Here is a 23,131-nt window from a genome sequence, read left to right on the forward strand (position 1 = left end):
GGGCTGGTCCAGAGTAAAATTTCTAAAATGCAAATTAGTGTAAACCTTTTCTTGCAGGGCGGCATGTCACGCCGCCTGGGCAAGCTCAGGCGGTGCACTTGCATCATAAGCGCTGAATGGCTTGCGCTCCCGCACGCTTGCAAGTTGCAAGTATATAAAGGCGGGCACCGCTCACGCCACTGGCCTTTTGTCCAGGCCCTAGAACTTGTTCCAGTTGTTATGCCGGTGCTCCGTCGCTTCCTTCATCAGGTGGCCCGCGCGCAGGGCGTCGTCGGCCTGCACCGTCATCGCCAGCTCCTGGAGGGCGGGCGGGTATTCGTGGTGGGCCGCTTCTTCCAGCAACTCACGGCCCTTGGCCAAGTCGCGCGGCACGCCGCGGCCTTCGCGGTAGGCGTTGTACAGCAGGAACATGGCGTGTGGATTGCCCAGTTCGCTGGACTTGGCCAGCCAGTGCGCCGCTATGACGGGATCTTGCGGCACGCCTTCGCCATTCGCCGCCAGCAGGCCCAGCATCAGAGCCGCCTTCGCATGGCCCTGCTGCGCCGCTTGCCGGTACCACAGCCACGCTTGGGCCGGCGTAGCCGCGCGCAGCATCTGGCCCAGCTCGAAGGCCGCTTCCGTGTCGCCGGCGCGGGCCGCCTGTTCGAACAGGCTCAGCGCCTCGGCGCGGCGCTCGGGACGGGACTGGTAGATCAGCGCCAGTTCGCGCTCGGCGACGGGCATGTCCTTGCCGGCCCAGCTGCGCACACGGCGCTCGGCCTGCCGGTCGCCCGCCTGCCGCGCGAGCATGGCCACGGCTTCGATTTCGGCCGCCGTGGGCGGCGGTGACGCCTGGCAGGCGGCCAGGACGCTAGCCAGCACGACGGCGGGGAGGGAGAGTGCGTGTTTCATCTGGATACCTTTCATCAAGACAGGCCGGAACTGCGGCAGTTCCGGCCCATGGACCTTATTTGCTCAGGTCGATGCGGTACTTGGCGAAGCCGCTGGCGTCGAGCCCGCCTTCGGCCGCCACGTTGGCGATGCCGCTGCCTTGCGCCAATGCCAGGTGGCCCGGCGCCGAGCGCAGGATCACGGGGCCGGCCGTGGCCGTCTTGACGAAGCTCCAGCTGCGCGCGCTGCCATTGGCCGCCAGTGTCACCTTGCCGCCCTTGGTGCTGAGCGACGCCAGGTAGTTGCTGACCACGGCCTGGTTCGCATCGGGCGACTTGATGATGGTCTTGCTGCCGTCGATGCCCGGCACGGCGCCGCCGCCGCCGGCGCGGTAATCGTTGGTGGCGACGATGAAATCATCGCCATCGGCGACCGGCGCGCCCTTGTACGCGAGATTGACGATGCGGCTGCCCGGCTTTTTCGTCACGTCGATCTGGTACGTGAGCGCATTGTTTTCCGCGTAGAACACATCATAGTTGTAGATCGTGCCATACGACGGCACCAGGTCCTGCTCGGCCGTGGCGCTCGGGTCGATCTGGGCGAATTGCCTGGCCGACGTTTCCAGCCAGGCCTTCAAGTCCGCGCCCTTGATCTTCACGGCTTGCAAGTTGTTATTGCTATATAAATACAGGTCGCCCGGATTGCGCACCTGCAAGCCGATTGGTGCGGCCGGCGTCGCGCCCGCGGCCACGTCCGTGAAGTCCGACGGCCCGTTGCGGCCCGCCTTGAATGGCGCGCTGCACGAGATGACGGGGATATTCTTGTAGCTGGACAAGGTCGCATCCGTGCTGGTGGCGATGAAGTTCTTCACATAATCGAGCTGCGCCTGGTTCACCAGCTGGATGGCGCTGACGTCGCCCACCAGCGCGAAGTAGGCGGACATCTCGAAATCCGTGCTGATGCCCAGCGGATGCTTGGCGTAGGCGATGGTGGCCGCGTGCTCGGTGGCCACCAGCGGGGCGATGGCCGGGTCGGCTTTCACGAGGGTCGTGCCATCCGTGTACTTGAAGCCGCGCGATTCCACCGTCGTCCTGGCCGGCTGCACCACCCACTTGCCGCCCTGATACGCCAGCGTCAGCTTGATGATGCCCAGGCGGCGCCCCCAGCTTTGCGCCATGACGGTGGGCACGCCGTTCACAAATCCGTTGATGGCGTCGATCTTCGCGCTGGCGGGGAAGGCGGCGAACGAGGCGTCCAGCGCGGCCGCGCCCGTCTCTTTGCCTTTCGGGAAGATCAGGTGCGAGTGGCCGATCATCAGCGCGTCGATGCCCGTGCTGGTCAAGTGATAGCTGCCGTTTTCCATCTTCGGGCTGTAGGCGCTCGTGTCCAGGCCGCCATGCGACAGGGCCACGACGAGGTCGGCGCCCTTGTTGCGCAATTCCGGCACATACTGTTTCGCCGCTTCCTGCACGCCCGTCACGCTGACTTTGCCGGCGAGCACTTTCTGGTCCCATTCGAGGATTTGCGGCGGCACAAAGCTCAGCACGCCCACATTGATTTTCACGGTCAGCTTGCTGCCGTCGGGCGCCGTGGCGGCGAAATCGCGGGGCAGCAGGGCGTAGGGCTGGAAGACGGGCTTGCCGCTGGCCACGCCTACGACATTGCTCAGCACGGAAGGGAAGGCGGGCGCGCCGCAGGTCCCCGTCGGCTTGGCCACGCCGGGAATGCCGAAATCCGTGTTGGTGATCTGGCTCAGGTAAGGCAAGCCATAGTTGAATTCATGGTTGCCCATGCCGCCCGCGTCGTATTTCAGCGCGTTCATGGCCTTGTGCACGGCCAGCGTCCCGGAACAGGGCACGGGCGCGGCCACGGCCTGCAGGTCGGCCAGCAAGGTGCCCTGGATGACGTCGCCATCGTCGAGCAAGACGTTGTTCGGGTTTTCCGCGCGCGCCGCCTGGATCAGGGTCGACGTGCGCTCCAGGCCCAGGCTCGTGTCTTCGGCCAGCGCGTAATAATTGTAGCTCAACACGTTCGAGTGGATATCGGTGGTTTCCAGCAATGCTACGGTGACCGTCGTACCCTCGGGAATGGCTGGCGCCGTGTTGGAACTGCCATTGCAACCGACCAGCCCCGCACTTGCCAGCGCCGCCAGCATGACCCAATTTGTTTTCATTACCGCCCTCGGAAAGATTCAAAGGACGCGACTGTAACGCCGCCATATGACGCGGCGATGACAGCCGTGCAAGGCGCATGGAATCAGGGGGCGCTGCAGGCGGCCACGGCACTGACCAGCCAGGCCGCATCGACGGGCCCCAGGCGCCGCGTGCAGATCTGATGTTGAGAGTTTAGAATCACTGTATACGGCAAGCCATTGATTTGATTGCCAAAGGTGACAAGCAAGGCGGGCGAGCCCAGGGCTTGGCGATAGCTGGCCGGGTGCCGCCGCAGAAACGCCCGCGCGGCCGTCCGCGTATCGATGGCGATGCCGACGAAGGGCAGTTTCGGCTGGCTGGCGGCATGGGCATTGAGAATCGGCAACTCCTGGACACAGGCCAGGCAGTTGCTGGCCCAGAAGTTCAGCACCACGGCCCGGCCCTGGAACTGGCTGAGCCTTAGCTGGCCGCCCGCATCGAGGCGGGGCAGGTCGAAGGCCAGCGGCGCGGCGGCTGCATGGCCGGCCAGCAACAGGAGCAGCGCCGGCCAGCGCGTCATGGCGGCACCACGGCCGCGTCCGTCATGCGGTAGTACAGGCCCATGGGATCGCTGGCCAGCACTTTCAGCTTGCCCTGCATGATGAAGGGCGCATAGCTGAATTTCACGGGCGTGCGGCTGTTGATCTCCACCACGCCTTCCGGGCCGGCCGGCAGGCAAAACGGGCAACTGGCCGAGGTGACGGTGAGCAGGAAGTGTTTCTGCTTTTGCCCCGGCTCCAACGGCATCATGAAGCCTTGCACTTTCACGTTTGTATTGTCGAGCGCGCTGATTTCCGGCGTGTAGTGCGGCACCATGCGGCCCTTTTTCGCTTTCACGGTGGTGGCCTGGCCCAGCAGTTTCCACGAGACGACGCCGGGCAAGTCCGTCAACGGGGCGAAGAACGAGGGCGGTTCGCCGGCGGGCGCGGCTTGCACGCCTGTTGCCAGCAGCGCGCAAGCGCCCAATGCCATGATTTTCAACATGTTTGTCCTTTCAGGGGCGGGCCAGGGTGGCGGCGATATCGGTGCCGTAGGCGCGCAGGGCGGGCAGGACCGCGGCCAGCAGGCCCACGGCGACGGCGATCACGGGAAGCCAGGTTTCGCCAGGGGCGATGCGCCAGGCCTGCAGGTGCAGGTCCTGCATCGGTTCCAGCCAGCCCAGCAAGCGGACAGCTGCATGGCCCAGCAGCCAGCCCAGCGCCGCGCCCGTCAATGACAGCAGCAAGCCTTGCGCCAGCAGCAGCCGCAGCAGTTTGGCGGGCGAGGCGCCCAGGGTGCGCAGGATGGCCAGGTCCATTCTGCGTTCTTCCAGCGCGCCGTAGAGCGCCACGAACAGCGACAAGGCCGCCACCATCAGCACGCCGGCGGCAATGGCCCGCAGCACGGCGATGCCCACGCCCAGCAGATTGAACAGCCGGGCCGCCTCGAAAGCGGGCTGGGCCGCCTGCAGCCGGGCCTGGCCATTCACCCAGCGCGGCAGGCTGACGGCGGCCAGCGGCGAGGCGTATTGCACCAGCACGGCCGTCAGTTCGCGCCCGGGCGCAGCCGTTGGCACGGCAGGCTGCTCGTCGGGATCCGTTTCATGCACTTGCCACACGGAGGCGACGGGCGTGAGGATCAGCCGGTCCAGCACCGTGCCCGTAGGCCGCAGGATGCCCGTCACCGTGTAGGGCGCATGCGCGTGCAGTTCGCCGCCCGCCGCCAGACCGTGCGAGCCGGCGAAACGGGCGCCCAGGGTTGCGCCCGTTTCGCGCGCGGCGCGGGCGCCGAACACGGCTTGCATCGGCTGCGTGAACAGTTGTCCTTGCGCCAGGCGCGCGCCGTAATGATCGAGCAGCGCCGTGGTGCTGCCGGCGATGCGGAAGCCGTGGAAGTTGTCGCCCAGCGCGAGCGGGATCGCCGATTTGATGAGCGGCTGCGCGGCCAGCGCCGCCAGCGCGTTTTCGGGAATATTGCCGGTCGGAATATCGGCGTGGTACACGGACGACAGGATCAGTTGCAGCGGAGAACCCTTCGCGCCCACCACCAGGTCGATGCCCTGCGCGTCGCGCTCGGCGTGCTCTTCCAGCTGCGTCGAGACGCCGAGAATGAAGGTCATCATCGCGATGCCGATGGCGACCAGCAGCAGATTCAGGCTCGATGCCAGCGGCTTGTGGCGCACGGCGCGCCAGGCCAGCGTGGCCGCGTTCATGCGGCGACCCTGGCGCGGGGCAGGCGCAGCACGGCAGCGCCCGGCAAGGCCGCCAGCACGCGCGCGTCATGGCTGGCAATCACCAGCGAGGCGCCAACTTGCGTGGCCTGGCCGGCCATCAGGGTGACGACGGCGGCGCAGGCTTCGTCGTCGAGGTTGTCCGTCGGCTCATCCACCAGGATCAGTCGTGGGCGCAGGAAGACGGCGCGCGCGATGGCGGCCCGCTGCCGTTCGCCGCCGCTCAAGGCATGCGGGTAGGTGGCCAGCTTGCCGGCCAGGCCCAATTGATCCAGCAGGCTGGCGGCGCGGATCGGATCGGGCCGCTGGCCGCTGGCGTAGGCGGGCAGCAAGACATTATCGAGCACGTTCAAGCTGGGCACCAGCGCCAGTTGCTGGGGCAGCAAGCCTACGGTGCGGCCGCGCCAGCTGTCGCGCTGGCGCGGCGTGAGGCAGGGCAGGGACGTGCCCGCCACTTCCAGGCGTCCTCCCTGGGGCGCCAGGATGCCAGCCAGCAAATGCAGCAAGGTCGACTTGCCGGAGCCGGACGGCCCCAGCAGCAGCGCGTGGCGCCCGGCGGGTAAATCAAAGGCGGCAATATCGAGCACGGGGCGGGCTGGATCATAGCCGTACGTCAGTGAGGCAAGGTGGAGCATGGATAGTCTTTCGGGTGGCCGGCGGGCAAAGATTGCCGCACAAATGCAACTGAGCTGCATTATAATTCAAAACGCAATAGACTTGCATTTTAGAATTCGGCGTCCATTGCCACGCTTTTGCTGCCCCTCATCCACGCCATCCAAAGGAACATCATGCCCCAGCGCAAACTCCCCGTCACCGTCCTGTCCGGCTTTCTCGGCGCCGGCAAGACCACCTTGCTCAACCACATACTGCGTAACCGCGAAGGCAAGCGCGTGGCCGTCATCGTCAACGACATGAGCGAAGTCAATATCGATGCTTCGTTGGTGAAAGACAGCGCCGAGGCGGCCGGCGCGGCCCTGTCGCGCACGGAAGAAAAACTCGTGGAAATGTCGAACGGCTGCATCTGCTGCACCCTGCGTGACGATCTGTTGCTGGAAGTGCGGCGCCTGGCGGCCGAGGACCGCTTCGATTACTTATTGATCGAATCGACGGGCGTGGGCGAGCCGATGCCCGTGGCCGCCACTTTCGACTTCGAGGACGAGCACGGCGACAGCCTGAACGACGTAGCGCGCATCGACTGCATGGTCACCGTCGTCGACTGCGCCAACCTGCTGGCCGATTTCCACAGCGAAGACAGTCTGGAGCAGCGCGGCGAGATCGCGGGCGAGGGCGACGACCGCCAGTTGGCCAACTTGCTCACGGAACAGATCGAGTTTGCCAATGTCATCGTCCTCAACAAGGTCGACATGGTCGATGCGGCCGAGCGCCTGCGCGTGCTGGCCGTCATCAAGGCCCTCAATCCCGGCGCGCGCATCATCGAAACCAACCAGTCCATCGTGCCGCTCGACGCCATCCTGGGCACGAACTTGTTCGATCTGGAGCAGGCGGCCGCCATGCCGGGCTGGGCGCAGGAGCTGGCCGGCACCCATACGCCGGAGACGGAAACGTACGGCATCGGCAGCTTCGTCTACCGGGCCAAGGAACCGTTCCACGCGCAGCGCTTGCACGACTATATTTCGCAGCCGATACCGGGCGTGGTGCGCAGCAAGGGATATTTCTGGCTGGCCAGCCGCCCCGAGTGGGTGGCCAGCCTGTCCGGCGCAGGCAAGCTGATGAATATCGAGCCCGTGGGACTGTGGTGGGCGTCCGTGCCGAAGGAGCGCTGGCCCACGGACGCGGCTTCGCTGGCGGAAGTGAAGGCGGGCTGGAGCGAAACGTACGGCGACCGCTACCAGGAGCTCGTCTTCATCGGCCAGGACATGGACCAGGCAGCCATCGAGGCGGACTTGAGGAAATGTCAACTCAACTACACGGAAACGCGCCAGGGCATGGCCGCCTGGCGCAAGCTGCCCGATCCGTTTCCCCAATGGCAACGGATGGAAGAACTCGAAGATTAACCATCGATAGGAAAGCAATATGACAGAACTGATCCCCGTCACCATCATCACGGGTTTTCTCGGCAGCGGGAAAACGACCTTGCTCAAGCGCATATTGCAGGGCGACCACGGCGTGCGCATCGCCGTGATCGAAAATGAATTCGCCGCCGAAAGCATCGACCATGGCTTGCTGGTGCAGGACAGCGGCGAGCAGATCGTGGAAATGAACAATGGCTGCATCTGCTGCAGCGTGCGTGGCGACCTGATCCGCATTCTGGGCGAGCTGCACGCCAAGCGCGCGGCAGGCAGCATCGATTTCGATCACGTGATCATTGAAACGACGGGCCTGGCCGCGCCGGGCCCCGTGGCGCAAACCTTCTTTGCGGAGCCCAGCGTCAGCGAGTTTTACATGCTGGACGCCATTTTGACGGTGGTCGATGCGTGCCATGCGCAGCAGCAATTAACGGCGCACAAGGAAGCGCAGGAACAGGTGGGCTTTGCCGACCGCATCCTGCTGTCGAAGACGGACCTGGTCGGCAAGGATGAACTGGCCGCGCTGCGCCAGCGGCTGGTCGCCATCAATGGCCGCGTCAGCATACAGAAAGTGCGCTTCGGCAATGTGCCGCTGCGCGATATCCTGAACATCCGCGGCTTCAACCTGAACGCCATCGTCGAGCTGGAGCCGGATTTCCTCGGAGAATTGGGACACCGCCATGGCGACGGCGTGCAATCGTTCGTCTACCACCAGGCACAAGCCCTCGATCTGCTGCAGGTGGAAAATTTCCTCGATGCCGTGGTGCAACTGTTCGGCAGCCAGCTGATGCGCTACAAGGGCATCTTGTACGCGGCCGACCTGCATTGCCGCGCCGTCTTCCAGGGCGTGCACATGCTGATGGGCTCGGAGTTGGGCGCGCCGTGGCGCGAGGATGAGACGCGCGCCAGCAAGATCATCTTCATCGGCCGCGACTTGCCGCAGGATATGCTGATCCGGGGCCTGGACCGTTGCGTGGTCAAGTCAGCCAGCCCGGCCCAGGTGGCGGCATGAGCGTCGAAGCGGGCTTGCCCGCCCTGGCGCTGATCTTCCTGCTTGGCATGCGGCATGGCCTGGAACCGGACCACCAGGCCGCCGTCGACGGCCTCACTTTGCGCAGCCAGGCCGCGCATCCCCACTGGACGCCTTGGATGGGCGCGCTGTTTGCGCTGGGCCATGGCCTCACCGTGCTGGCCATCGTGGCCGTCGCCGCGCTGGCTTCGCGGCAATTTACGCCGTCGCCAAACCTGTTCGGCTGGCTGGAATGGCTGCCCATCGCCTTGCTGCTGATGATAGCCGCCCTGAATGCGCGCAGCCTGCTGGCCGGCGCGCAACTGGCCGAGGTGCGGGGCCGGCTGCTGCCGCGCTGGCTGCGGGGCGCTTCCGGGCCGCTGGGCGCCATCCTCGTCGGCATGCTGTTCGCGCTCGTGTTCGACACGGCCCTGCAGGCGGCCGCCTGGGGTTACGCGGCCGTGGCGCTGGGCGGCATGGGGCCGGCCTTGCTGACGGGGACGGTGTTTGCCGTCGGCATGGGCGTGACGGATACCTTCGATGGCTGGGTCACGGCAAAGGTCATGCGCACCGGCAAGATCGATGTCGTGCGCGCGTTCCGGCGCCGGTGGCCGTACGGTGCAGACAATCGAAATCCTCGGGCTGTGCGAGCTGCTGCGCCTCGGCGACGCTCTCGGCGATGGCATCCCAGGACTTGATCGCCTCAATGGCGGTAAACGGATCGCGGCCTGGCTGCTCGGCTTCTATCAGCACCAGGCCGATGCGCCCGAACAGCCCCACTTTGGCGCTAATTGCCTTGCCGGATGCCTGGAACTGCTGTTGATGCTTGTTGCTGGCAGCGTTGAACAGTTAGCCCAGGATGCGGTCATGCAGGTCGATGATTTCGTCGGTGACGGTAGCCATGCCCTCGGTGCCGTAGCGGCGCTGCAGCTCGAACTTCGCCAGGTCGGAGGGCGTCATCTGGTCGCCCTCGCGTGCGATCTTGAGCAGTTGGTTCTGGTGCACCAGCCGCTAGATGCTGATAGGCAGGTCGATCGTCTACCACGTTTTGAGGCGTTCAATGTGTTCCAGCATATGCCCCGAGTTCGGCCTGTCCAGGTACGCCGGCAGCTCAAGCAGATGCTCGCACCGCGTCTCCTCCCGTTCGGCATACTGCGGCCTGCACATCGGGTCGAGCCGTAGTTGCCGACCTATCCAATTCAGCAGAGAGACTGGCAAGGCAAGCAGGCTATCGCGCTCGGAGGCAGACAGAATCGAACGGCGGGGCATACGGTTTCCTTTTTCTGGAAAACGAGGGTTTATGAAAAGCCCGCCAGGGAAATCAACGCGATACGGGAAATCAAAACCTTGTGATTCTCGAAAATGGTTCTTGAAACCATATTTTTGATTACATACAATCTCAACGAGTTTCGCTAAAACAATACTCGACGAACGACAACGAAGGCAAAAACCAGGATGGAATCATGACCGATGATAACAAACCGCAAATACTCGACATATCCCCTGCAACTGGCATAAGCAGCGATATACAAGATATCGATAAATGTATCGCTACATACAAATTTCAACTTGAACAAGGGGATATTCAGAAAGCATATTACTATCTACTACGGTATGTGATGCACTTAAAGGCGCATTTCATCAGTAGCCTTACCAGTAGATTCGTCTGCGGAAATATATCGCCAGGATATATGGACTTTACGTACTTTCCATTCTTTGATGATTATTTACGGGAACGAAAACTGCGTTTTGGCATTGTTTTGAACCATAAAGCCTTACGCTTCGAATTGTGGCTGATGGGGCAAAATGCAGCGATCCAGAAAGCGTATTGGGACACATTGAAGAACAGTCCGTGGAATGCAAAACGTACCGAAATGCCTCAGTACAGTGTTCTGGAGGCGATACTTGTCGAGTCACCAGATTTTACAAATGCAGATCTGCTCACAACACAGATTGAGAAAGAAGCGCTGCGTGTCTCAGAAGCCGTGCTCGACAGCCTCAGAGCTTTTGAGACGGGAGAAAAAACATGTTGATTGGCTATGCGCGAGTCTCGACTCAGGATTAAAATCTGGAGTTACAACATGATGCCTGACCAAAGCAGGGGGCGAGAGGATATTCGATGACAAAGTGAGCAGTACGCAGGCAGAGCGGCCTGTACTGGCACGCCGTCCCGTCGTTTCTTTTTCCCCGTGATGGCCAGCCTCGCCGAAATGGAACCCGAGCTGACAGTCGAAGGCACCCGTGCCGGCTGGAAGTCGCGCGACAACTTGGTCGGAAAGGCGGACGCAAAGTCAAAATGACCGACAGCAAGATCGAATCGGCCAAAAAGCTGCTGGCGAGCGGTGTACCGCCCAGGGATGTAGCCAAGAGCCTCGGTGTGTCCATTTCTACACTGTACCGATGGGTTCCCGCTTCAACGCAGGCTTAGCGTGCGATTTTTCCGTTTTCTGAGACGTCCCCATGAGGGAAGGGCGTGGGTATAATGGCAAAAAACTGCCGAGTCCTTCCATGCCCGCCTCCGATATCGTCATCCGCCTGCTCACGCCAGCCGACGCCACCGCCTTTTGCGCGCTGCGCCTGCGCGCCATCCAGGATTCGCCCAGCTCGTTTTCCTCGTCGCGCGAGGATGAGCTGGCGCGCACGCCCGAGGAACACGTGCAGCGCATCGCTGACGGCGCCATGCAGCGCAGCTTTGGCGCCTTCGATGGCGAGCGTCTCGTCGGTTTTGCCGGCTTGCGGCGCGAGCCGCTGCGCCAGCTGTCGCACAAGGCCGTGCTATGGGGCGTGTTCGTCGATGTGACGCAGCGGGGCCGTGGCGTGGCGCGGCGTCTGGTGAACGCCTGCATCGAACTGGCCGAGACGGACCCTGCCGTCATGCAAGTGCACTTGAGCGTGAATGCGGAAAACAATGCCGCCCTGCGCCTGTATGAATCCTTGGGATTTATCGCGTATGGCACCGAGCCGCGCTCGATGCGCGTGGGCGACTTGTTTTATGACGAGCATCACCTGGCCTTGCTGCTCAAGTGATGTCTTTTTAAAAATTACTTGCAGCGCGGGCACAGGCCCTTGATCAGGTAATCGACTTCGCCGCCGCTGAAGCCTTCCGGCAAGAGCACGGGCGGCGGCAGCTTGACTTCATTGAAGCAGGTCACGTTGGCGCACTTGGTGCACTGGAAGTGCGCGTGCTCGTGCGCCTGGTGGCCGGCGCCGGCGCTGAAGCGCCACACCTGGTCGGCGCCCGCGATGCGGTGCACCAGCTCATTTTCCGTCAGCCATTCCAGCACCCGGTACAGGGTGACGGAATCGATATCGCTGTCCTGCGACAGCGCCTGCTGGATTTCATGGTGGGTCAGCGAACGGCTTTGCGCCATTAAAAAGTCGAGCACCTTCACGCGCGTCTTGGTGACGCGGGCGTTGGTGTTGCGGATCAGCGATTCGGCGTGCGGTGTAGAAGATGATGTCAACATGATAAGCCTGCTTGCGGGGGATCGGCTGGCGGCGTCATCGCCGTGCCTGTGCCACCCTCTGGGCCATATCTTAGCATGCGTGCCGCACCGGATGGAACGGCGTCATGGTTTGAACGTCCAATAGCGGCCCGCCGGCGTATCGACGGGCTCGAGAAAGCGCTGGTCGGCGCGCGCATGGTTGCGTATCAGATAAAACATGTCGGACAGGGCCGAGCGCTTTTCCGCAAAGTACGAGTGCTTCATGAAGCTCGTGTCGACGCCCGTGGCGTCGATGGTTTCCACGCCCGCCACGATCAGCATGCCGGCGCCGCTGTCGCCTGCGCGCGGGTAGCCGTGCACGGCTTTCGAGGCGGCCAGGGCCAGGTCTTGCGAGGAGGCATACAAGGTGACGGGATTGCGTGCGCGGGCCAGTTGCGGCGCGATATCGTGCTTGAAGATGGCCGCGTCGATGTCGGGCGCGGAGAGGATGATTTCCGTGATCTTTTGCGCCAGCTGCGGCTGCGCGGCCAGCAAGCCGGCCACGGCCCGCGCCAGGCCCCGGTTGCCCATGCTGTGGCCCACCAGATACACTTGCGCCGCTTCGGTGCTGGCGAGAAAGTCGGCCAGGAAGGCCGTGATGTGGGGCGTGCTCCATTCGATATTGTTTTCATCGATGGTGTAGGCGGCGATGTCGCCCCGCGACGGCCAGCTGTAGAACACGGGCGCGCCATCGAAACCGAGGTCGTAGGCCATCTGCCCCGTGCGTCGCGCCGCATCCTCGAAACTCACGTTGTAGCCGTGCACGAAGACAAAGGCGCTCTTGCCGGCCGAGGCGCGGATCTGCGTCTTCAAGGCCGCAAAGAAGTTGTCGCGGTCCTGCACCTCGGCCGACAGCAGCACCACGTGCTTGGCCGGGTCGTCGCGAAATTCCAGGCGCCACAGCGACGGCGATTCCAGCTGGCCCATGCGGTGGTCGCGGGGGATGCTGATGTCGCAGCTGCCATAGCTGAGCGGGCCATTGCCGCCGTTGCCGCCATTGCCGTGACTCATTCCTGTGCTGCGTTCGCCGCTGAAGCGCTGGGCCGGCGGCTTGCCCACGTCGCGCTGGCGGTCCGTGGCGAAATACACTTTCACCACGGCATAGTTCGACACGACGGTGCTTTTATCGGCCGGGGCGGGCGCGGTCCCCACCTCTGGCAACGGGGAAGGCGGGCGCTGCAGCGCATCGAGCAAGCCTTGCGCGGCAAACAGGGTTTCCATGTCATCGGGCACTTTCGCCGTGGACAGGGCGGCCGACAGGGCCAGTTGCAGCTGGGAATTGGCAGGTTCGGCCTCCAGCGCGGCGATGGCGGCCAGGATGGCGGCGGCGCCGTCGAACTTGGCGATGGCCAGTTTCAGGCGCTGATAGTGGCTGGCGATGGCTTCCGGCGCGTGGCCGGGCGCGCCATGTCCGATGGCCGCGACGACGGCGGAAGTGATCAAGTCCATGCGCCACCTGCCTCTCTGATCAATATGAATTAAATATCAACTCATATTGCCATAAAAGCACGCGAAAAGCGACTTGTCCAGCAGCGCGCGCAGGCGGTGCGCGGCAGATCAATGCTGGCTGTCGTCGCTGAACTGCTGCGCCAAGGATTGCAGGGGCGCCACCGTCAGGCCGCCGCGGCTCACGTGCTCGGGGATGGCCACGCGCATGGGCTTGCTGTGCATGTTGCTTGATGACAGCACGTTCGTCGTGGTTTCCGGCGCCGCGTTCCACACGGGATCGACGATGCCTTCGAACACATGTTTCAATTGCTCGCCCCAGGTGTCGCGGATCATGCGGAAATACTGGTTCTTTTCATCGATGGTGACGAAGCGCGTGACGGCCAGGCTGCCCGTCTCGTAGACGAGCAAGTCCAGCGGCAAGCCGACGGAAATGTTCGAGCGCAAGGTCGAATCCATGGAAATGAGCGCGCACTTGGCCGCCTCGTCCAGGCGCGTGAACGGGTTGATGACCCTGTCGATGATGGGCTTGCCATACTTGGCTTCGCCGATCTGGAAATACGTGTTTTCATCGCGCGATTCGATGAAATTGCCAGCCGAATACACCTGGAACAATCGGCAGCGCTCGGCGCCTATCTGGCCGCCCAGGATGATGCTGACGTTGAAATCGATGCCGCAGTCGGCCAGGGCCTTCGCTTCGCGCAGGTGCACGGTGCGCACGGCTTCGCCCACGATGCGCGCCGCGTCATACATGCTGGATACGTTCCAGATGCTGCGTCCGTCCGCATCGACGTGTTCGGAGACGATCTGGCGGATCGCTTGCGAGATCGATAAGTTGCCGGCCGTCATCAGGACCAGCATGCGGTCGCCCGGGTTCTCGAACACGCTCATCTTGCGGAAGGTGCCCACCTGGTCCACGCCGGCGTTGGTGCGGGAGTCGGACAGGAAGACCAGGCCTTCGTTCAGGCGCATGCCTATGCAATAAGTCATCGTCGTAAATCAAGTCAAAAGGGCTAGCATTCTACACCAGCCGGGGCTTGAGTATCCGCCGCAAGCCCCGGCCAGCCACGTTCTTGCCGGTTCAGCCAGGCACGATCTGCACGTCCACGTGCAGGGTTTCCGTGCCGCCGCCCTGGCGCACGCCCCGCACGGGCGCCGCCGAATCGTAGTCGCGCCCGATGGCCAGGCGGCAATACGCGTCCGTCATCAGCCGCGCATGCGTGACGTCGATGCTGACCCAGCCCGCGAAATCCGTGTCTTCCGTCCAGGCGTCGACCCAGGCATGGCTGGCCGCATGGCCCGTCGTGCCCGGATCGATGTAGCCGGACACATAGCGGGCCGGGATGCCCCAGGCGTGGCAGCAGGCGAGGAACAGGTGCGCGTGGTCCTGGCACACGCCGCGCCCCAGGGCCAGGGCGTCGCCGGCCGTGGTGGTGACCATGGTGGCGCCGCTTTCATAGGCCACCTTGCCGACGATGTGCTCGGCCAGGCGCAGCAGATGGCCCGTGCCGGCCGTGACGCGGCGGTCGGGCAGGCTGGCGGCCGTCAGTTCCACGATGGCGGGGTTCGCCTGCGTCAGCGGCGTCGGCATGGTAAACAAGAGCGGCGACAAGGTGTCGACCAGGTTCAGCCGCCCCTTGTGCGGGTAGATGGTTTCCACCACGCCCTGGGCGACCAGGCTCAGCGACTGATGGCTGCCGTTGATCGTCAGCATGTGCGACAGGTTGCCGTAGGCATCCGTATAGGCGTGGCACTGGCCCGGCGTGGTGATTTGCCAGGACAGGGCCCGCTGCTGCGGCTCGATACGCGGCGTCAGGTGCAGCTGCTGGATGGTGTAGGCCAGCGGCGCACTGTAGGCGTAGTGGGTTTCGTGGCGGATGGTGAGCTGCATCAGGCCGCCAAGGGAACGAGGAAATCGCGGCTGACCCGGTTGCCCAGCTCATAGATGTTTTCCAGAAACTCCGTCAAGGTATGGTGCAATCCCGCCTTCATGATGTCGTCGATATGGCCGAATTTCAGCTCCGCATGCAGCTTGCCGGCGAAGCGTTCCGTATCGGCCGACACGTCGTTGCGGATATGCTTCAGATTTTCCACCACGTCATCCATGCAGGCCAGGAGCGACCTGGGCATGTCGCCGCGCAGCATCAGCAATTCCGCCACGCGCGCCGGCGTGATCACGTCGCGGTAGACCTTGCGGTAGATCTCGAAGCCGGAAACGGAGCGCAGCAGGGCCGCCCAGTAGTAAAAGTCGCGCTGCGCGACGTCTTTCGAGGTATCGCGCGCGCCGTGGAACTTGACGTCGAGGATGCGCGCCGTGTTGTCGGCCCGCTCGAGGAAGGTGCCCAGGCGGATGAAGTGGATGGCTTCGTCCTTGAGCATGGTGCCTAAAGTGACGCCGCGCGACAGGTGCGAGCGGTATTTGACCCATTCGAAGAAGGCGCTGGGGTCCGTTTCCAGCAGATTGCTTTTCAGGCGCTTCTGCACGTCGAGCCAGGTGGCGTTCTGGATTTCCCACACTTCCGTCGTCAAGGTTCCCCGCACGGCGCGGGCGTTTTCGCGCGCGCCCGTCAGGCAGGCCAGGATGGATGACGGGTTGTTCGGGTCGCGCACCATGAAGTCGAGCACGTCGCGCGTGTGGAAGCGGCCGTATTTGTGGTCGTATGCGCTTTGCAGCTCGGAAATACCCAGCGTGGCGCGCCAGCCTTGCTCCGCGTCCTGCTCGGACTGCGGCAGCATCGAGGTCTGCATGTTGACGTCCAGCATGCGCGCCGTGTTTTCCGCCCGCTCCGTGTAGCGGGCCATCCAGAACAAATGATCGGCAGTGCGGCTCAGCATGTTTTCTCTCCTGCAAAAGCTGCTTTTTCTTCTGATAATGTGGCTTCCAGTACCCAGGTATCCTTGGTGCCGCCCCCCTGCGAGGAATTGACCACCAGCGAGCCTTCGCCCAGCGCCACGCGGGTCAGGCCGCCCGGCACCATGGAAATCGTCTTGCCCGACAGCACGAACGGACGCAGGTCGATGTGGCGCGGCGCGATGCCGGCCTCGACATACGTGGGGCAGGCGGACAGGGCCAAGGTCGGCTGGGCGATGTAGCCGCCCGGATTGGCCAGCAGGCGCTGGCGGAAATCCTCGATCTGCGCCAGGCTCGACGCCGGCCCCACCAGCATGCCGTAGCCGCCCGCGCCGTGCACTTCCTTGACCACCAGTTTCGCCAGGTTCGCCAGCACGTAGGACAGGTCGGCCGCCTTGCGGCACTGGTACGTGGGCACGTTGTTGAGGATCGGTTCCTGCGACAGGTAGAACTTGATCATGTCGGGCACGAAAGGGTAGATCGACTTGTCGTCGGCCACGCCCGTGCCGATGGCGTTGGCCAAGGTGACCCGTCCCGCGCGGTAGACGGACAGCAGGCCCGGCACGCCCAGCGAGGAATCGGAGCGGAAGGCCAGCGGATCGAGGAAATCGTCGTCGACCCTGCGGTAGATGACGTCGACGCGCCTGGGCCCGCGCGTGGTGCGCATGTAGACGGAATTGTCGTTGACAAACAAATCCTTGCCTTCGACCAGTTCCACGCCCATTTGCTGGGCCAGGAAAGCGTGCTCGAAGTAGGCGGAGTTGTACATGCCGGGCGTCATGACGACGACCGTCGGGTCGTCCACGCCCATGGGCGCGACGGAGCGCAGGTTGTCGAGCAGCATGTCCGGGTAATGGTCGACGGGGGCGATGCGGTTGCGCGCGAACAGTTCCGGAAACAATCGCATCATCATCTTGCGGTCTTCCAGCATGTAGGACACGCCGGATGGCACCCGCAGATTGTCTTCCAGCACATAGAATTCGCCCTGGCCCGCGCGCACGATGTCGACGCCGGCGATGTGCGCATAGATGTCGGAGGCGACGGCGATGCCCTGCATTTCCGGGCGGTACTGGGCATTCTTGTAGATTTGCTCGGCCGGAATGATGCCCGCCTTGATGATGTTTTGTTCATGATAAATATCATGGATAAACATGTTCAAGGCTTGCACGCGCTGCACCAGGCCCGTCTGCATCTGCGCCCATTCCGTGGCGGGGATGATGCGGGGGATGGTGTCGAACGGAATCAGGCGTTCCGTGCCGGCATCGTCGCCGTAGACGGCAAACGTGATGCCGACGCGGCGGAACGTCAGGTCGGCTTCTGCCCGCTTGCGGGCGATGGTTTCGGGCGATTGCTGTTCCAGCCAGTTGTTGAATTCACGATAGTGTTCACGTACCTTGCTGTCCGTACCCACTTCATCTGCAGTCATTTCATTGAAAAAATTTGCCATGTTGTGATTTCCCTTGAGCCGTGTCTGACTATAGCTCAGCAGGAAGCGTGCCAATGCCGCACACCCGAAAGTATGTAAAGAATGACCATTATTGTGGCGTAAAACCGTCATTTGCACCGATTTGGTGCACTACGGCATCGATTTTGCCGGCAGATGGGGCGCAGGCAGCCGAGATCAGGCGTCCGGCGTGACAAAGGGCCGGCAGTCGACGGGCAGGTCGATGGTGAACGTGGTGCCCGTTTCCGGCGCGCTGTCGACCAGCGCGCTGCCGCCATGGCTTTCCGCCACGTTTTGCACGAAGGGCAGGCCGATGCCCCAGCCGGGCGCGCTGCCTTCGTGCTCGCGGCGCAGGTATTCGAAGATGCGCTGCGTCTGGTCTTGCGCGATGTTGCTGCCCGTGTTGTGCACGCTCAAGATCATGCGTTCGCGTAAATTGTCGATATGAATATGGATGGGACCGGCGTCGCCATACTTGACGGCATTGCCCACGAGGTTATCCAGGGCACGGCGCAGGGAATTTTCGCACCACCAGCCCGTCACGGAGGTGCCGCTGACCACGCACTTGCCCGGATGGCCGATATTGACGCTGTCGGCGACTTGCCGCGCCAGCGGCAAGACGTCGAAGCGCCGCAGGACCAGCGGCAGCTTTTGACCCCGGTGATAGCTGAGCGTATCGAGCAATTCCTGGATCATGACGTCGAGGCGCTTGCCGTGCTCGAGAATTTTCAGCGCCAGCGCCGCCACGTCCGGCTGTTGCGCGCGCCGCTGCAGCAGCTGCGCACTGTTGAGCATGACGGACAGGGGATTGCGCATGTCGTGCGACAGCCCGGCGGCGACGCGGCGCTGAAAGCTTGCGTGCATGGCGGTAAATTCCAGGATGGCTTCGCGGATGCCCGTATCGATCGAGGCATTGATCACCTTCCAGTCCTTGCGCCGCAGGGGCACGCCCGCCTCCAGCGCGGCGGCGGCGAAGCAGTCGCGGAAAATCTGGTATTCCTGGATCACCTGTTCCGGGCCATAGCTGGTCATGCGCGCCCGTTCATTGCCGTGCACGGCGGGAGCGTTGGTGTTGCTGGTGGCGTCGTCGCGCGGGTAGCCTGGCGTGAGCGCTTCGGCCAGGTTGTCGAAGAAGGCGGGCAAGGTGTTGATGAGGATGGGCGTGAGCAAGGCGTCGGCGCCGCGCACCTTGGCGCGCACCTCGTGTTCCCACTGCGTCAGCACGGCATCGCGCATGCTGAAGATGCGCCGCGTGCGCGCGGGCATGTCCAGCGCGTGCATTTTCTGGTCAGAGGCATAGGTCATCACGGCTCCCCATCGGCATCCCGGCATCCGCGCGATGCAAGGCGGGAGCTAAAGTATCCTCCAAATCGGCGCGCAGGTGGTGTTCAATTCGGCGCGCGGGCACCCGTCATGACGGCGCTCAAATGGCTGAGGGCGGCATCCCATTGCTCCAGCGAAAAATTCTGCGGATCGTCATGACCGTTCGCATAGCCCGTATCGAGCACGGCGTGGAAGGCGGGGATCAGCCACGTGCCCTTGCGCACGCTGGCGGCGATGTAGAGCAGGGCCAGGCGCTCGTATTGCGCGGGAGTGAAGCCGGGATCGGGCGCCAGCCCGTCGTTGCCCTTGCCGCCGCCGGGCACGGAATGGCGCGGCTGCACCAGTTCCACGTGCAGGAACAGGCCCGTCAGCGACGGCTTGTCCTTTTCCAGCTTGCTGGCATAGCTTGCCGTGCCAAAGTCGCGCACGGCCAGGGAATCGCCCAGGCGGTTCACGTAGACATGGCCTTTCGGACCGCCGCCCAGCGCGGGGTTACGTAGAGTGAAATCGTTGAAATCCCAGCTGGCGTCGTTGATGTGGGCGGGAATGGTTTCTAGCAAGAAATTCGGGTAGCTGGTGTCGTGGATGACGAAATAGCGGGCCATCGGCGCGGCCAGCCGGCCCACGGCGCGCGACAGCGGTGCATCGACGGCACCGCCCGCGTCCGCCTCGGCGATATCATGCTGCGCCAGCCAGGCGCGCAGGGCGACGGGGGCGATGTCCGTGCGCTGGCCGACGCGGGTGGCAAGAAAGGCCGGCAGCGGCGCGCTGTCGCCCAGGCGCGCATACAGTTTCACGGGGCGCAGCAGACACGTGGCTTGGGCCCGCGCATCGCCCTTGAAGCCGCTTTTCCAGGCGGCATACGGGCAGGCGGCCTGCTTTTGGGCAAGGGCGGGCAGGGACAGGCAAAGCAAAAGCAGCAGGGCAGGGAGTCGTTTCATGTCGGCATTGTCGCCGAAGCGCGGCTTGCGGCACAGGCGCGCACACATAAAAAAAGCTGCCCGAAGGCAGCTTTTCGTCGTGCGACAGGCGCGCGGTCTTTAAAACGCCACGCTGGCCGACACCACCACGGTGCGCGGCGCGGCCAGCACCAGCGAGCCGATATTGAAGGACGACACGGCCGACGACCAGTAATTGCGGTCCGTCAAGTTGTCCACGCGGGCGCGCAAGGTCACGTCACGGCCCGCCACTTGCGTCAGGTAGCGCGCGCCGATGTCGAGGCGGGTCCACGATGGCAGTTGCCTGGTGTTGGCCAGGTCCGCGTATTGCGTCGAGGTGTAGATGGTGCGGGCGTTCAGGGTCAGGCCCGGCGCGCCGGGCACGTCCCATTCGCCGCCAACGCTCATCTGCGTTTCCGGTGCGCCGATGGGCTTCTTGCCGTTGTTGGCGGCTACGCCGGTATTGCTGAGCTTTGCATCGAGCCAGGTCAAGCCGCCCAGCAGGCGCACGCCCTGCATCGGCGTGCCGAAAATTGACAATTCCAGGCCGCGGTTGCGCTGTTCGCCATCAAGTTCGGCCCGCTTGCCGACCACGGCCAGCAAAGGCTTGCTTGTCGTGAACAGGGCGGCGCTCATGCCCAGCTTGCCGCCGTCATACTTGACGCCGATTTCCTTCTGCTTGGATTTATACGGCGCAAACACCTCGCCCATGTTGTCGACATTGAGCTGCTGGCCGTTTTCCACGTAGGTTCCCGTGGCCGCCGGTCCCTTGACCAGCGCCTCGATGTAGTTGGCGTACAGCGACACATCCTTGCTGGCCTTGAAGACGATGCCAGCCACGGGCGTCGTGGCGCTCTCGTCATAGGCCTTGCCTTGCGGCGCCGAGGTGTTGTAGTCGTAACCGGCATCCTTGATCTGCTGGCGGCGCAAGCCCACGGTCAGCAGCAGCTTGTCGTCGAGGAAGGCCATGGTGTCGGCCAGGGCGTAGCTGTTGAGGATGGTTTTCTGGGTGATGCGCGGGTCGCTCATGATGCCGCCCGCGTATGGCGTCGGCGGCGGGGTCACGTCGACCGGTGCGTAAATGTTGGTGGCAAACTTGTCGCCGATCGCATACGCGTTCTTCGCTTCATTCCAGTGCCCGGACCAGCTGGCCACCAGGGTGTGCTTGACGGCGCCCGTAACGAGCTTGCCGCGAATGCCCAGTTCGCCCGTGCGGATTTCCTGCTTGCGCGCATTGTCGAAGCGTGACACCTCGGCGTCGCCATTGATCGAAGTCAACGTCGGCTCGGCCAGGCTGTTGGCTTCCCTGGTCGAGCGGGAGCCAAATGCGGCCCAGGCCACGACATCCTTGGCCAGATCCACTTCGGCGCGCGCCGTGCCGAACACATCGTGTTCCTTCGAATAGCTCCACGGCTGGGCAAAGTTCTTCGACGCATCGGGTGCGGATGGCAGCACGGCCACGCTGCCAATGCCGACGGACGGGCGCGGCGATGTCAGGTCGAAATTCTGGTAGCCGGCGTCGGCCGACAGGCGGTAGCCGCGGCCCCGGTAGTCGAGGCCAACGGAAAACATGCCCACGTCGTGGTCTTCGCGCTGGATGCCGGTCTCGCCCTGGCGCTTGGCGGCGTTCACGCGCACGCCGAATTCCTTGTTCTCGCCAAAGCGGCGCGCCACGTCGATGGCCGCGTAGGCATGGCCACCCGATTCCACGCCCACGGTCAATTCCGTCAGCGGCGTGTTGCCGGCGCGTTTGGGCATCAGATTGATGGCGCCGCCGATGCCGCTGCCGCCCGGCGCCGCACCGTTGAGGAAGGCGCTGGCGCCGCGGAACACTTCCACTCTTTCCAATAGTTCCGGCGAGACATATTGACGGGGCAGGACGCCGTACAGGCCGTTGTACGCCACGTCATCGGAATCGAGGGCGAAGCCGCGGATCACATACACTTCCTGGAAGTTGCCATAGCCGCGCGACATGCGCACGGCGCCATCGCTTTGCAGCAAGTCGCCCACGCTGCGCGCTTGCTGGTCGGCAATGAATTGCTGCGTGTAACTGGTGCTGCCGAATGGCGAGTCCATCATGTCCACGGCACCGAGGATGCCCATGCGCCCGCCGCGCGCCACCTGGCCGCCCGCATACGCTTTCGACAAGCCTTGCGCCGACGCGTCGGCAGAGGCATTGACGACTACGGTCGGCATGGTTGGCGCGTCGCCAGTCGGCGCGATTTGCGCGTGGGCGGCGGCGCTGGCCAGCAGGAAGGCGGCCAGGGCGAACGGGGTAGGGACGAGGCGGAAGGTGCGCATGGTATTGTTTGGATATTAATGAGAATGATTATCATTATATTCCAGCGCGGCGTCGCGCGTGAGAAAGTGTGAGAAAGCGGCAAAAAAGTCGTCATTTGCACAACAGTTGGCGCACCAGGCACTGGAATCTGGCCAGAGAAGGCGCGCCAGGCGATACCTTATGGATTTATTAATGCCTATGGACAAGTTTCGTTAGAATGGGCCATCGCGCCCGGCGCCCACAGGAAACCGCATGCCATTGCACCGCCATCTACAGTCCGCTTCCCTGCGCATGCGGCGGGGTCTGAGCCTGAAAGGTGCGGCCGTCGCGCTGATCCTGGCCATGCACGCGCTGGGCCTGTATTTTCTCCTGCTGCCGGCGCGGCAGCTCAAGCAATATACGGAAGTGGCCTTCATGACCCTGCTGCCGCCCCGGCCCACGCCGCAAGCGCCGCCGATGGCCTTGCCGCTGCCGGTACCTGTCCCCCGCGCGCGCGCCAGCGTGCCGCCCGCTATCTTCGCGCCACCCGCCGTGGCGGCGGAAGCCATCACCGTACCTGCCGAGGAATCGCCCGCCGCGCCCGCCATTGCGCCGTCCACTACAGACTTGCGCACGCGCGCACGCCTGGCGGCGGGCGCCGCCGACAAGGCCTTGCGCAGTGAACTCAAGCAAGACAAGCCGTGGCTGGCCGCGGCCGACCTCAAAAGCGAAAGCGCCTTCCAGAAACAGGTCGCCTCCGCCTGGCGCGGCGGCCCCGTCATTCGCGTGGAAGAATACCTGACGGCCGATGGGCGGCCCGCCACGCGCGTCGTCAGCGCCGGCGGCGCCACGTGCTACGGCATGGCCGACAATCCTGGTTCCGGCGCCGACCCGGCCAGGACGGGCGGCAAGGTCAAGCGCGTGCCTTGCCCGGGGTAATCTGACAGGCTGCGTGGCGGCGCTTGTCGGCTTACGCCCTGCGGGCTAAGCCGACCTACGATGGAATCGAGCAGGCAAAGACCGCGTGCCTTGCAGGGTTTTAGAGGAGGTAATAAGGGATGCCATCCCCGGCCGGGT

Annotated in this window: 21 protein-coding genes and 2 pseudogenes; 7 read left to right on the forward strand and 16 right to left on the reverse strand. The window is 63.7% G+C overall.

All coding sequences use genetic code 11. The annotated features are described in order from the left end of the window. Window positions 1–198: 198 nt before the first annotated feature. The 6 genes from AC07VH_RS02050 to AC07VH_RS02075 form a co-directional block, all read right to left on the reverse strand. Window positions 199–891, reverse strand: coding sequence for a tetratricopeptide repeat protein (locus AC07VH_RS02050; RefSeq protein WP_494786598.1), 693 nt, complete (start codon window positions 889–891; stop codon window positions 199–201). A 55-nt stretch (window positions 892–946) separates the two neighbouring features. After that, window positions 947–3,043 (reverse strand): bifunctional 2',3'-cyclic-nucleotide 2'-phosphodiesterase/3'-nucleotidase, encoded by a 2,097-nt coding sequence (locus AC07VH_RS02055; protein WP_494786599.1) that lies wholly within the window; start codon window positions 3,041–3,043, stop codon window positions 947–949. 83 nt (window positions 3,044–3,126) lie between these two features. Beyond that, window positions 3,127–3,582 (reverse strand): TlpA family protein disulfide reductase, encoded by a 456-nt coding sequence (locus tag AC07VH_RS02060; RefSeq protein WP_489627405.1) that lies wholly within the window; start codon window positions 3,580–3,582, stop codon window positions 3,127–3,129. Further along, window positions 3,579–4,046 (reverse strand): DUF3299 domain-containing protein, encoded by a 468-nt coding sequence (locus tag AC07VH_RS02065; protein WP_475416015.1) that lies wholly within the window; start codon window positions 4,044–4,046, stop codon window positions 3,579–3,581. Before AC07VH_RS02065 ends, AC07VH_RS02060 begins: the two co-directional genes overlap by 4 nt. 10 nt (window positions 4,047–4,056) lie before the next feature. Further along, a complete protein-coding gene (locus AC07VH_RS02070) occupies window positions 4,057–5,253 on the reverse strand; it encodes an ABC transporter permease (protein ID WP_494786600.1) in 1,197 nt (398 codons plus the stop codon). Beyond that, complete coding sequence (locus AC07VH_RS02075; protein ID WP_494786601.1) at window positions 5,250–5,906, reverse strand: ABC transporter ATP-binding protein; 657 nt, start codon at window positions 5,904–5,906, stop codon at window positions 5,250–5,252. Before AC07VH_RS02075 ends, AC07VH_RS02070 begins: the two co-directional genes overlap by 4 nt. 153 nt (window positions 5,907–6,059) lie before the next feature. On the opposite strand from AC07VH_RS02075, the gene zigA reads away from it, so the two are divergent. Genes zigA through AC07VH_RS02090 form a run of 3 tightly spaced genes read left to right on the forward strand, consistent with a single transcriptional unit; the run spans window position 6,060 to window position 9,005 of the window. Then, window positions 6,060–7,286, forward strand: coding sequence for a zinc metallochaperone GTPase ZigA (gene zigA / locus AC07VH_RS02080; protein WP_475416012.1), 1,227 nt, complete (start codon window positions 6,060–6,062; stop codon window positions 7,284–7,286). Window positions 7,287–7,305: 19 nt separating this feature from the next. Further along, the gene (locus AC07VH_RS02085) at window positions 7,306–8,310 is read left to right on the forward strand and encodes a CobW family GTP-binding protein (protein ID WP_494786602.1); all 1,005 of its coding nucleotides are present in this window, start codon (window positions 7,306–7,308) and stop codon (window positions 8,308–8,310) included. Further along, on the forward strand, window positions 8,307–9,005 hold the full coding sequence (locus tag AC07VH_RS02090; protein ID WP_494786603.1) for a HoxN/HupN/NixA family nickel/cobalt transporter: 699 nt from the start codon (window positions 8,307–8,309) through the stop codon (window positions 9,003–9,005). The genes AC07VH_RS02085 and AC07VH_RS02090 overlap by 4 nt, the downstream gene beginning before the upstream one ends. Here the strand turns inward: AC07VH_RS02090 and AC07VH_RS02095 are convergent. Further along, window positions 8,890–9,576, reverse strand: a pseudogene (locus AC07VH_RS02095) (Tn3 family transposase); the annotation flags it as partial. The gene AC07VH_RS02090 and the pseudogene AC07VH_RS02095 sit on opposite strands and share 116 nt — an antisense overlap. Window positions 9,577–9,770: 194 nt before the next feature. Between AC07VH_RS02095 and AC07VH_RS02100 the strand changes: the two are divergent. The 3 genes and pseudogenes from AC07VH_RS02100 (at window position 9,771) to AC07VH_RS02110 (ending at window position 11,334) form a co-directional block, all read left to right on the forward strand. Continuing rightward, window positions 9,771–10,340: a DUF7000 family protein gene (locus tag AC07VH_RS02100; RefSeq protein WP_494786604.1), complete on the forward strand. Its 570-nt coding sequence runs from the start codon at window positions 9,771–9,773 to the stop codon at window positions 10,338–10,340. 35 nt (window positions 10,341–10,375) lie between these two features. Next, a pseudogene (locus AC07VH_RS02105) lies at window positions 10,376–10,735 on the forward strand (recombinase family protein). An 80-nt stretch (window positions 10,736–10,815) separates the two neighbouring features. Continuing rightward, a complete protein-coding gene (locus AC07VH_RS02110; protein ID WP_489627398.1) occupies window positions 10,816–11,334 on the forward strand; it encodes a GNAT family N-acetyltransferase in 519 nt (172 codons plus the stop codon). Window positions 11,335–11,348: 14 nt separating this feature from the next. On the opposite strand, the gene AC07VH_RS02115 is transcribed toward AC07VH_RS02110, so the two are convergent. The 9 genes from AC07VH_RS02115 to AC07VH_RS02155 all read right to left on the reverse strand — a co-directional run bounded on the left by AC07VH_RS02115 (window position 11,349) and on the right by AC07VH_RS02155 (window position 22,095). Next, complete coding sequence (locus AC07VH_RS02115) at window positions 11,349–11,774, reverse strand: Fur family transcriptional regulator (protein WP_070218730.1); 426 nt, start codon at window positions 11,772–11,774, stop codon at window positions 11,349–11,351. A gap of 102 nt (window positions 11,775–11,876) precedes the next feature. Beyond that, window positions 11,877–13,241 carry an alpha/beta hydrolase gene (locus AC07VH_RS02120; RefSeq protein ID WP_494786605.1) on the reverse strand — a complete coding sequence of 455 codons (1,365 nt, stop codon included), beginning with the start codon at window positions 13,239–13,241 and terminating at the stop codon, window positions 11,877–11,879. 108 nt (window positions 13,242–13,349) lie between these two features. Beyond that, window positions 13,350–14,228, reverse strand: coding sequence for a proteasome-type protease (locus tag AC07VH_RS02125; RefSeq protein WP_494786606.1), 879 nt, complete (start codon window positions 14,226–14,228; stop codon window positions 13,350–13,352). Window positions 14,229–14,319: 91 nt separating this feature from the next. Continuing rightward, window positions 14,320–15,129 (reverse strand): transglutaminase family protein, encoded by an 810-nt coding sequence (locus AC07VH_RS02130; protein WP_475417618.1) that lies wholly within the window; start codon window positions 15,127–15,129, stop codon window positions 14,320–14,322. Further along, complete coding sequence (locus tag AC07VH_RS02135; RefSeq protein WP_475417619.1) at window positions 15,129–16,073, reverse strand: alpha-E domain-containing protein; 945 nt, start codon at window positions 16,071–16,073, stop codon at window positions 15,129–15,131. Before AC07VH_RS02135 ends, AC07VH_RS02130 begins: the two co-directional genes overlap by 1 nt. Next, entirely contained in the window at window positions 16,067–17,536 is a 1,470-nt protein-coding gene (locus tag AC07VH_RS02140; protein WP_494786607.1) for a circularly permuted type 2 ATP-grasp protein, read from the reverse strand. The genes AC07VH_RS02135 and AC07VH_RS02140 overlap by 7 nt, the downstream gene beginning before the upstream one ends. A gap of 174 nt (window positions 17,537–17,710) precedes the next feature. Continuing rightward, window positions 17,711–18,838, reverse strand: a complete 1,128-nt coding sequence (locus AC07VH_RS02145) for a sensor histidine kinase (RefSeq protein ID WP_494786608.1) — start codon at window positions 18,836–18,838, stop codon at window positions 17,711–17,713. An 83-nt stretch (window positions 18,839–18,921) separates the two neighbouring features. Next, entirely contained in the window at window positions 18,922–19,797 is an 876-nt protein-coding gene (locus tag AC07VH_RS02150) for a hypothetical protein (protein ID WP_494786609.1), read from the reverse strand. Window positions 19,798–19,896: 99 nt separating this feature from the next. Beyond that, the gene (locus AC07VH_RS02155) at window positions 19,897–22,095 is read right to left on the reverse strand and encodes a TonB-dependent receptor (RefSeq protein WP_494786610.1); all 2,199 of its coding nucleotides are present in this window, start codon (window positions 22,093–22,095) and stop codon (window positions 19,897–19,899) included. Between the two features lie 232 nt (window positions 22,096–22,327). Here AC07VH_RS02155 and AC07VH_RS02160 point away from each other — a divergent pair, with 232 nt between their 5' ends. Continuing rightward, the gene (locus AC07VH_RS02160; protein ID WP_494786611.1) at window positions 22,328–22,993 is read left to right on the forward strand and encodes a hypothetical protein; all 666 of its coding nucleotides are present in this window, start codon (window positions 22,328–22,330) and stop codon (window positions 22,991–22,993) included. Window positions 22,994–23,131: the final 138 nt, after the last annotated feature.

This window comes from Janthinobacterium sp. GW821-FHT03C10 (assembly GCF_059420865.1).